This window comes from Neobacillus mesonae (assembly GCF_023715155.1).
GTDB classification, from domain to species: domain Bacteria; phylum Bacillota; class Bacilli; order Bacillales; family Cytobacillaceae; genus Neobacillus; species Neobacillus mesonae_A.
The window spans coordinates 1-398 of record NZ_JAMBNQ010000123.1; the positions used below are offsets into that span (position 1 = coordinate 1).

Below are 398 nucleotides of genomic sequence, written 5' to 3' on the forward strand. Positions count from 1 at the left end.
ACTTAACCAAAGCGAAAAGCGAAGGCGACTGTTCAACTTCGACAGACGTTGGAGGGCTGGCACTGCAAATCCTGGTTTTGGGATTTGAAGGGACGGACCGAAACGGCCGAGAAGTTAGGAGCCGCAGCTAGACAAATCGAAAAGCGCAAGCGTCCGGTTGGACGCAGGAGCTAGACAATAATTGATTAAAGCGAACTCGTTCTTAACAAACTTCTTCTCTATTATCTAGTTTTGAGGGAATGAATCCTCAACAAATAAATAGTCCGGCGGCGATGGCGAGAAGGTCACACCCGTTCCCATACCGAACACGGAAGTTAAGCTTCTCAGCGCCGATGGTAGTTGGGGCCTTGCCCCTGTGAGAGTAGGACGCTGCCGGGCAAATAAAAAGACAATCTATA

At 49.2% G+C, this 398-nt stretch carries 1 rRNA gene; it reads left to right on the forward strand.

Annotation, left to right across the window (positions count from 1 at the left end):
- Positions 1-262: 262 nt before the first annotated feature.
- A 5S ribosomal RNA gene (rrf, locus tag M3183_RS26800) occupies positions 263-378 on the forward strand.
- Positions 379-398: the final 20 nt, after the last annotated feature.